The sequence below is a fragment of the Hydrocoleum sp. CS-953 genome (assembly GCF_002260545.1).
GTDB lineage: Bacteria > Cyanobacteriota > Cyanobacteriia > Cyanobacteriales > Microcoleaceae > Trichodesmium.
On sequence record NZ_LGSU01001310.1, the window covers coordinates 1 to 9,731 of the forward strand.

Below are 9,731 nucleotides of genomic sequence, written 5' to 3' on the forward strand. Positions count from 1 at the left end.
CAGCTCAATTTAACTATTTATGAAGTTCTCACGAAACGAACAGAATATTAATTGTACAAATTATGACTACAAATTTACCCCAAGTTAATACATCTGCTGTGCAAGCAGGTGGTAAACTGAGTTTCTTTGAAAAATATCTGACTGTTTGGGTAGCATTGTGCATTTTTGCAGGTATAGCTTTGGGTAAAATATTTCCTGGTGTGGCAAAAACATTAGATGCTATGAGCATTTATCAAGTATCTATCCCCATTGCTATATGTCTATTTTTTATGATGTATCCGATCATGGTGAAAATAGACTTTACCCAAGCTAAAAATGCTGCCCGCGCCCCTAAACCTGTAATCTTAACATTAGTTGTAAATTGGGCAATTAAACCTTTTACAATGGTAGCATTTGCCCAATTTTTTCTGGGTTGGTTATTTCGCTCGCTGCTAACAGGTACAGAAATATTGCGCGGTACAGAAGTAGCTATTGCCGACTCTTACATTGCTGGCACAATATTACTAGGTATCGCACCTTGTACGGCAATGGTATTAATGTGGGGTTATCTTTCCTACAGTAACCAGGGTCACACATTAGTAATGGTGGCAATTAATTCCTTGACAATGTTGTTTTTGTATGCTCCACTTGGGCGATGGTTGTTGTCAGCAAATAACTTAACTGTGCCTTGGGAAACTATTGTTTTATCAGTGCTAATTTATGTGGGCTTTCCTCTAGCTGCTGGAATGTATAGTCGTTACTGGATTTTTAAATATAAAGGAAAAGCTTGGTTTGAACGTAAGTTTCTCAAATATTTAAGTCCTGTTTCTACTGCTGCATTATTGATAACTTTAGTTTTGTTATTTGCTTTTAAGGGTGAATTAATTGTAGAAAATCCATTTCATATATTATTAATAGCAGTACCACTATTTATCCAGACTAACTTTATTTTCTTGATTGCTTATGTAGCAGCTTTGAAAATGAATTTACATTACGAAGATGCTGCACCTGCTGCTTTAATTGGAGCAAGTAATCATTTTGAAGTAGCGATCGCCACTGCGGTGACTCTATTTGGCTTAAATTCTGGAGCTGCATTAGCAACGGTAGTGGGAGTATTAATAGAAGTACCAGTAATGTTGATGTTGGTGGAAGTTTGTCAACGTACAGCTTTTTGGTTTCCTCGCGAACCAGAAAAAGCTACATTAATTGACCCCCGTTGTTGTAAGTCTCAGTAACTCAAGCATCTTGCTTGCTCATCCTTCCGGCAGGGTATTTCATTAGCGCGTGTGGCATTTGTGTTTTACAGGCAAGATACCTGTGTTACATATACCTAGACAGGCAAGATGCCTGTGTTACAGATGTAACTGAATATCAAGAAAAGGAAAACTAACAATGGAAGAACAAACAACTCAACCGATAGCAGAAAACTTGTGGTGGGTAATTCCAGGTAAACTAGCAGGAGTGCGCAAACCAACAGAAGAAGAGTTGCCAGAATTACAAAGATTAGGTATTGGAGCAATAGTCTCTGTAATGGACGACCCTTCTAATTTAGAACTTTATGAGCAAGCTAACTTACCTCATCTATGGTTACCAATAAAAGGAGGAACTGCACCAAGTAAAGAACAAGTTCAAAAATTACAGGATTTCATTGATAGTCAAAATCATGCAGTTGCAATTCATTGCACCAATGGCAAAAGACGAACAGCTACTGCTCTTGCCGGGTATTTGATTAATTCTGGATCATCCTATGAGAAGACAATGGAGATTATTTTAACAGCAAATCCAGAAATTGATTTACGGGAATCTCAAAGTACCTTTTTGCAAGATTTAGCCAAAAATTAAGTTGTTTAAATCTAGGACTTACGCAGGCGAACCCAGAAACCGGGTTTATCCTAGACGTCTATTGATCAAAACAATGATTTACCCTAGAAACCGGGTTTCTTTCCGTAAGTGCTAAAATCGTTGAATTAAAGGAATAAAAAAATGTCTATTCTCAAAACTCATATTGCTCTAACAGCATCCAACCTAGAAAACTCGGTTGAATTTTATCAAGCTTTGTTTGGAGTTGCACCAGTTAAGTATAAATCTGATTACGCAAAATTTGATATTGCTAACCCACCACTAAATCTTACTCTTAACTTAGGGGAAAATGTGCAACCAGGTGGAAAATTAGACCACTTGGGAATACAGGTAGAAACTTCCCAGGAAGTAGCAGCAGCAATTGAGAGATTTAAGATTTCTGGATTATTAATATTTGAGGAACATAATACAGACTGCTGTTATGCAATTCAAGATAAAGTTTGGGTTACAGATCCCGATGGCAACCGTTGGGAAGTGTTTGTGGTGAAAGTGGGAGATACTGCACCAGAAAAAAATCTAGTTGTTAGTGTTGAGTCAAATTTAGAAGCATCCACTTGTTGTCAATAAAATTCAATGGTTATGAAACAAGAAAATGAAACGAGTAATGTTTGTGTGCCGGAAAAATTCTGCCCGTTCCCAAATGGCAGAAGCATTTGCTCATAGTCTAGATCCAGATGGAAAATTTACTTTTGTAAGTGCAGGCTTAGAAGAGAGTTCAGTTCATCCACTCACCATTCAGGTTATATCTGAAGTTGGAATTGATATTTGTCAGCAAACTTCTAAAAGAATAGANAAGAAAATGAAACGAGTAATGTTTGTGTGCCGGAAAAATTCTGCCCGTTCCCAAATGGCAGAAGCATTTGCTCATAGTCTAGATCCAGATGGAAAATTTACTTTTGTAAGTGCAGGCTTAGAAGAGAGTTCAGTTCATCCACTCACCATTCAGGTTATATCTGAAGTTGGAATTGATATTTGTCAGCAAACTTCTAAAAGAATAGATAGTTTCAACTCTCAAGATTTTGATGTTGTTGCTTCTATGTGTGGTTGTGGATCTATGTTACCTGTAGAATGGCTAATGGTTCAGGAATTTCAGGAGTGGGAAGTTTCTGATCCTGAAGGCAATTCTGTTGAGACCTTTCGTCAAGCTCGAGAGCAAGTAAAACAACAGGTAGAATATTTATTGATGTTCCTGCGTCTTAAAATGAGTAGAAATGTTTGAACAAAACTCCAATGGAACAGTTTCAAGAAAAACCGGAAATTTTTATGCAAGTGNGTTGAGACCTTTCGTCAAGCTCGAGAGCAAGTAAAACAACAGGTAGAATATTTATTGATGTTCCTGCGTCTTAAAATGAGTAGAAATGTTTGAACAAAACTCCAATGGAACAGTTTCAAGAAAAACCGGAAATTTTTATGCAAGTGCAGGCAGATTTACCAAAACTTGTAGTATACTGACACACCTACAATATTGCAATAGTAGGGGCGGGTTCCACGTTAAATTAATGAATTTAAGCATTAGATGAAATCAACCCGCCCCAAAATCTAACGCACAAAATTAGTTATGTCAGTCTAGTAGGTTATTTTCATAAATTTTAGTTGTTAAAACACCCTTTAAAGGAGGAAAAAATATGGCAATACGCATAGGAATAAATGGATTTGGTCGCATGGGAAGGTTAGGACTCCGTGCGGCTTGGGGATGGCCGGAACTAGAGTTTGTTCACATTAATGAAATTAAAGGAGGTACGGCAGCAGCAGCACATTTACTCAAGTTTGATTCTGTACATGGCAGGTGGTTGCCGGAAGTTGAAGCAGGAGAGGAGCAAGTAATAATTGATGGTAAACCTCTCAGTTTCAGTGACTATTCTCAACCAGGTGAAGTACCTTGGGAAAAATTTGGTGTTGATATTGTGTTGGAATGTTCTGGCAAGTTTAGGACTAAAAGCACCCTCGAACCTTACTTTGAGCATGGTGTCAAAAAGGTGATTGTGGCAGCACCAGTTAAAGAAGAAGCTTTAAATGTAGTCATGGGTGTCAACGATCATCTCTATGAACCTGAAAAACACAATTTACTCACAGCAGCTTCTTGTACTACTAACTGTTTAGCTCCAGTAGTAAAAGTAATTCACGAAGGATTAGGAATTAAACATGGAGTTATTACTACTATCCATGACAATACGAATACTCAGATTATTGTTGATGCACCTCATAAAGATTTGCGTCGTGCCAGAGCTACAAGTCTTTCACTGATTCCTACTACAACCGGATCGGCAACAGCGATCGGACTAATTTATCCAGAGCTTAACGGTAAGTTGAATGGTTTAGCAGTACGAGTTCCTTTGTTGAATGCTTCTTTGACAGACTGTGTATTTGAAGTGGTTCGCCCTACCACAGTAGGAGAAATTAACAGTTTATTGGAAACTGCTTCAAAACAAGAACCACTGAAAGGAATTTTGGGTTATGAAGAACGTCCTTTAGTTTCCGTTGACTATAAAGATGATCCTCGCTCTTCTATTATTGATGCTCTCTCAACAATTGTAGTAGACGAAACCCAAGTGAAAATTTTGGCTTGGTATGACAATGAATGGGGTTATGCTAACCGTATGGTAGAGTTAGCTCGAAAAGTAGCTTTGAGTCTGTAGNTTTGAAGTGGTTCGCCCTACCACAGTAGGAGAAATTAACAGTTTATTGGAAACTGCTTCAAAACAAGAACCACTGAAAGGAATTTTGGGTTATGAAGAACGTCCTTTAGTTTCCGTTGACTATAAAGATGATCCTCGCTCTTCTATTATTGATGCTCTCTCAACAATTGTAGTAGACGAAACCCAAGTGAAAATTTTGGCTTGGTATGACAATGAATGGGGTTATGCTAACCGTATGGTAGAGTTAGCTCGAAAAGTAGCTTTGAGTCTGTAGGGTTTTGGTTATCTGAATCGATATCAAAAGTCTTGGTTTGTAGTTGCGCTTTAGCGCTAAAGCGCAACTACTAGCTTAATTCTTAAGCATTCAACAGAACATAATTAACTTTTTTGAATTTAATTTAATAGAATTTTAGAATAATAAAAATCATGGCTTCTACTACAAGTGCTAGTATAAAAAATTATGCCCTAGTCACCCTTGCTTACTGGGGTTTCACCATTACTGATGGTGCTTTACGAATGTTGGTGCTACTCTACTTTCATAAAATTGGCTACACTCCCCTAGAAATTGCATCTTTATTCTTATTTTATGAAATTTTTGGCATCTTCGCGAATTTTTTCGGCGGTTGGATCGGTTCTCAATTTGGATTAAAAGTGACTCTGTATACTGGTATTGGGTTACAGGTTTTCGCCCTAATTATGCTTTCTTATGTAGACCAAAGTTGGGCGCAATGGTTGGCAGTATTTTATGTGATGGTAGCACAAGCATTTTCTGGAATTGCTAAAGACTTAACAAAAATGAGTTCTAAAAGTGCTATTCGCTTAGTTGTTCCCCAGGATGCTCAATCATCTTTATTTAAGTGGGTGGCAGTGTTAACTGGTTCCAAGAATGCTCTTAAAGGTGTTGGTTTTTTTGTAGGTAGTGCGCTGCTGACGTTATTTGGATTTGTCAATGCTCTCTGGATAATGGCAGGAGGGTTGTTTTTGATTATGTTTACTGGTTTGATGTTGCCACAGGGGATGGGCAAAATTAAGCAGAAGGTGAAATTTAAACAACTTTTTTCTAAAAGTCAGGAAATTAATATTCTTTCTGCTGCCCGTTTCTTTTTATTTGGTTCGCGAGATGTTTGGTTTGTGGTGGGATTACCTGTTTTCTTGCAAAGTGTTTTGGGATGGTCGTTTTATCAAGTTGGTGGATTTATGGCTTGTTGGGTGATTGGTTATGGTATAATTCAATCTTTAGCACCGACACTTATAAAGAAATTTGGTTCCGGTGAGCCACCACAATCAAAAACTATCCAATTTTGGACATTTACATTAACTGCTGTTCCCTGCGCGATCGCTCTGGCGTTACAATTAGGTTTACCTGCTAATTTAGTTATTGTTGGTGGTTTGATGTTGTTCGGTGTAGTGTTTGCTTTTAATTCTGCTGTTCATTCCTACCTGGTATTAGCATTTACCGATGATGACAAAGTAGCTTTAAATGTTGGCTTCTATTATATGGCTAATTCTGGTGGTCGTCTTGCAGGTACAGTTTTATCTGGGTTAGTTTATCAGATATTTGGTTTAGTTGGGTGTTTGTGGGTATCAATGTTGTTTGTGTTAGCAGCAGCTTTAGTTTCTCTGAAATTACCCGATCCTCAACCGAGTCAAGCTATTGCTTGGAAAGCTGGTGGGGGAGATTAATCAGTTATCAGTTATCAGTTATCAGTTATCAGTAGTTAGGACACAGGACTCAGGAGTCAGGAGACAGAATGAAAGAGAATCAACAAACGTAGGGGCGGGTTCCACACCAAATTCATCGGCAGTAGCGTCAAATTAAATAAACCCGCCCCCAACGCGTATTCAATTTTTCCACAAATGTAGGGGCGGGTTCCACACGCAATTTATCGGCATTAACGTTAAATTAAATAAACCCGCCCCCCAACGCGCATTCAATTTTGCCACAAACCTAGGGGCGGGTTCCACACGCAATTTATCGGCAGTACCGTCAAATTAAATAAACCCGCCCCCATTCCGGGTTATATCAATATCACCATTACACCTAAAATTTGGTTGAAAGCAGGGCGGGCGATCGATAAATCAATCAGTTACAACAATATTTTTGGTGAAACCCGCCCCTACAATTTTTGTAACGTTAATTTCGCACTGATAACTGATAACTGAAATGTGCCAGGTATCGTCGAGAAAAAAAAGAGAAGGGTAAATTTCCCTCTCTTCTTCCTTTTAGTCTTTAGTCTTTATTTTGCTACCTAGCAGTAAACCGCCTAGTGTGATCAAACCTAATATTAGGCTTGGTTCAGGAGTGGCTTCAGGTTCTTCCCGCTCCACTTCTTGGAATTTCGCCCACACTCCAGCATTTTGATATAGATCAAACACATAATTATCCCGATCATGCGACATAATAGTCGGAGTTTCGGAAGACAAATCATTCCATTTGGCATCTAATATTGAGTACGCGCGGTTGCCTTGTAGTTCATAGGGGAGCCAGAACACGTCCATTTTCATGTCACCATATTGACCAGTGCTGTTCACTGTGTACTGATCATCGCCCAGCGCCTCCGATAGTGATTTCCAGGCTTTCTGGGCCTCGTCATACCCCTCGAAGTCTAAAGAGCCACCAAAGACCTCCGAAAAAGTTCCCTGGACTAATTGCACATCATATAATACCCCTTCTACCTCAAGACCATCAATTCCTATTACACGACCATCATCAGTTTTGCGTAGAGTCAACGCTGATGCTTCAGACACAAAAGCAGTGCTAGCTAGTAAGGCAGCGCTAGTAAGAGTAGCTGTGAATTGTGCAGCTTTTGTTGCGAATTTGGTAAAGGTTTTGTATTGCATTGTTGTTTCCACCTTTTTTTAGTTTCCTTTTTGGGTTTTTGCCGGGAAGAACTGGGAACAGTCTCGGGCTTTCCGGTATGGGATTCTTGGTTGGTGGCGTCTGATTCTTCTGGCGTCTCGTCTTGTCCGTCGGGCGGGGCGTCTGATGATTCGGGCGTCATCTGATGATTCCGGTCAAGTCCGGGGTATTGCTCCGGTTTTCTTTTTCTTTTGTCTATACATATTTAATCTATCTCTCATATTTTTAACTGTCAATAGTGAAAACACGGAATTTGCAAATATTCTTCATTTCTACGCATTTTCCGCAACCAGCAAATTAGTTTTCATCACGACTGCGTATTTTCTACGATAGTTGTTAGTTCAGTAGGGTGTCGTTAGCGATAGCGTAACGCACCAATTCGTAGGTGTAGAAGTAATATCAAATACGCTTAATTTGGTACAAAAAATTTGTGTTACGCTCTACTTAGCCCTGCTTTTCATGTTGTGCAGCAAAACACACTTCTTAGGACTGGCACAACTAAAATGGTGCGTTACGACAGATTGCTAAATACTTTTCATAGTCTGAATTTAAGCTGTCTAACGCACCCTACTAGACTGATAACTGATAACTGAATAGGGTGGGTTCCGCTAAAATGGTGCGTTACGACAGATTGCTAAATACTTTTCATAGTCTGAATTTAAGCTGTCTAACGCACCCTACTGGACTGATAACTGATAACTGATAACTGAAATGGCAAAATCCCACAAATGATGCGCCATTTCTAATTTACTACAAGAGGGAATATCTAACTGCCTACCTCCCGCATCCAGAAAAATTCCCTGATTTGTATTACTACCAAAACCGGCACCTTCACGATCTATAGGGTTAGCAACAATAGCATCTAAATTTTTCACCCGCAATTTTTCCAACGCAGGGGCAACAATNAAGCTGTCTAACGCACCCTACTGGACTGATAACTGATAACTGATAACTGAAATGGCAAAATCCCACAAATGATGCGCCATTTCTAATTTACTACAAGAGGGAATATCTAACTGCCTACCTCCCGCATCCAGAAAAATTCCCTGATTTGTATTACTACCAAAACCGGCACCTTCACGATCTATAGGGTTAGCAACAATAGCATCTAAATTTTTCACCCGCAATTTTTCCAACGCAGGGGCAACAATATCTCCAGTCTGTGCTGCAAAACCTATTAAATATTGGTGAGACTGCTTTAATTTTCCCAACTCTGCCACAATATCTGGTACTGGTGTCAAAGGTAATGAATTTGGTAGCGATCGCTTCGGCAATTTCTCACTACTATATTCAGCAGGTTTGACATCTGCGACTGCAGCGCTCATTACAATTATATCTGCTTCGGCAAAATTAGCTAACATTGCTTGCTGCATCTGAGCAGCACTTACTACTTCTATAATTTTTACCCCCGACAACAGCAACTCTCCTGAAATACTATGCACGAAAGTTACATTTGCTCCTCGATGCAATGCTGCCTGAGCTAAAGCTATTCCCATTTTACCCGTGGAAGGATTACCAATAAATCTCACAGGATCTAAATGTTCCCGCGTTCCCCCGGCACTAATTAATATTTTCTTACCTGCTAAATCTCTTTTACCTGCTGTATATAATAAAGATTTTATATTTGTGACTATTTCCTTGGGTTCGGCCATTCGACCTTGACCAACGCGATCGCAAGCTAATATTCCAGAACCAGGATGTATACCATAATATCTTTTTTCTGTCAATACTTGTTGCCAATTTCGTTGTACTGCTGTTTGTTCCCACATATCAGTATTCATCGCGGGGGCTAATAAAATGGGGCAACTAGAAGCCAAAATGGTATTAGTCAGCAAATTATCTGCAAAACCATAGACTAATTTTGCTAAAGTATTTGCTGTGAGGGGAGCAAGAACTATTATTTCTGCCCATTCTCCTAACTGAATATGCAGCGGNCAATACTTGTTGCCAATTTCGTTGTACTGCTGTTTGTTCCCACATATCAGTATTCATCGCGGGGGCTAATAAAATGGGGCAACTAGAAGCCAAAATGGTATTAGTCAGCAAATTATCTGCAAAACCATAGACTAATTTTGCTAAAGTATTTGCTGTGAGGGGAGCAAGAACTATTATTTCTGCCCATTCTCCTAACTGAATATGCAGCGGACGTCCGTGAGAAGGTTGCCAAAAATCTTGGTCTGTATAAGCGGGATAACGACAGAGAGTAGATAGAGTTAGAGGTGTAATAAATTGTTGAGCAGCATCTGTCAAAATTGCTCTAACTTCAAGTCCAGATTTTACTAAAGTAGAGACTACTTCACAAACTTTATAAGCTGCAATACCACCACAAATACCAATTAAAACTTTTCTACTCATAATATTTTAAAGAGGGAGTAGGGGAGTAAGGGAGTGGGGGA

At 39.2% G+C, this 9,731-nt stretch carries 10 protein-coding genes and 2 pseudogenes; 8 read left to right on the forward strand and 4 right to left on the reverse strand.

What is annotated here, in order from left to right:
* Positions 1-62: 62 nt before the first annotated feature.
* The 8 genes and pseudogenes from arsB (at position 63) to arsJ (ending at position 6,158) form a co-directional block, all read left to right on the forward strand.
* Positions 63-1,214, forward strand: a complete 1,152-nt coding sequence (arsB, locus tag AFK68_RS23790) for an ACR3 family arsenite efflux transporter (protein WP_094672303.1) — start codon at positions 63-65, stop codon at positions 1,212-1,214.
* A 157-nt stretch (positions 1,215-1,371) separates the two neighbouring features.
* On the forward strand, positions 1,372-1,821 hold the full coding sequence (locus AFK68_RS23795; RefSeq protein WP_094672302.1) for a dual specificity protein phosphatase family protein: 450 nt from the start codon (positions 1,372-1,374) through the stop codon (positions 1,819-1,821).
* 141 nt (positions 1,822-1,962) lie between these two features.
* Positions 1,963-2,406, forward strand: a complete 444-nt coding sequence (locus AFK68_RS23800) for an ArsI/CadI family heavy metal resistance metalloenzyme (RefSeq protein ID WP_094672301.1) — start codon at positions 1,963-1,965, stop codon at positions 2,404-2,406.
* Positions 2,407-2,443: 37 nt separating this feature from the next.
* A pseudogene (locus tag AFK68_RS23805) lies at positions 2,444-2,631 on the forward strand (ArsC family transcriptional regulator); the annotation flags it as partial.
* A 19-nt stretch (positions 2,632-2,650) separates the two neighbouring features.
* Positions 2,651-3,058 carry an arsenate reductase, glutathione/glutaredoxin type gene (gene arsC, locus AFK68_RS23810; protein WP_256386640.1) on the forward strand — a complete coding sequence of 136 codons (408 nt, stop codon included), beginning with the start codon at positions 2,651-2,653 and terminating at the stop codon, positions 3,056-3,058.
* A 406-nt stretch (positions 3,059-3,464) separates the two neighbouring features.
* The gene (locus AFK68_RS23815) at positions 3,465-4,475 is read left to right on the forward strand and encodes an ArsJ-associated glyceraldehyde-3-phosphate dehydrogenase (protein ID WP_094675641.1); all 1,011 of its coding nucleotides are present in this window, start codon (positions 3,465-3,467) and stop codon (positions 4,473-4,475) included.
* A 7-nt stretch (positions 4,476-4,482) separates the two neighbouring features.
* Entirely contained in the window at positions 4,483-4,749 is a 267-nt protein-coding gene (locus tag AFK68_RS23820) for a hypothetical protein (RefSeq protein WP_246844409.1), read from the forward strand.
* 152 nt (positions 4,750-4,901) lie between these two features.
* On the forward strand, positions 4,902-6,158 hold the full coding sequence (gene arsJ, locus AFK68_RS23825) for an organoarsenical effux MFS transporter ArsJ (RefSeq protein ID WP_094675643.1): 1,257 nt from the start codon (positions 4,902-4,904) through the stop codon (positions 6,156-6,158).
* A 540-nt stretch (positions 6,159-6,698) separates the two neighbouring features.
* Here arsJ and AFK68_RS23830 read toward each other — a convergent pair.
* From AFK68_RS23830 to AFK68_RS23845, 4 genes and pseudogenes are all read right to left on the reverse strand, one after another.
* Positions 6,699-7,328 carry a hypothetical protein gene (locus AFK68_RS23830; protein ID WP_143438184.1) on the reverse strand — a complete coding sequence of 210 codons (630 nt, stop codon included), beginning with the start codon at positions 7,326-7,328 and terminating at the stop codon, positions 6,699-6,701.
* Positions 7,329-8,012: 684 nt separating this feature from the next.
* Positions 8,013-8,240: phosphopantothenoylcysteine decarboxylase (locus AFK68_RS23835; protein ID WP_305778151.1), on the reverse strand; the 228-nt coding region annotated here is incomplete at its 5' end.
* An 18-nt stretch (positions 8,241-8,258) separates the two neighbouring features.
* Positions 8,259-9,269: bifunctional phosphopantothenoylcysteine decarboxylase/phosphopantothenate--cysteine ligase CoaBC (gene coaBC, locus AFK68_RS23840; RefSeq protein ID WP_094675647.1), on the reverse strand; the 1,011-nt coding region annotated here is incomplete at its 5' end.
* 1 nt (position 9,270) lies between these two features.
* Positions 9,271-9,690 (reverse strand): annotated as a pseudogene (locus AFK68_RS23845) (flavoprotein); the annotation flags it as partial.
* Positions 9,691-9,731: the final 41 nt, after the last annotated feature.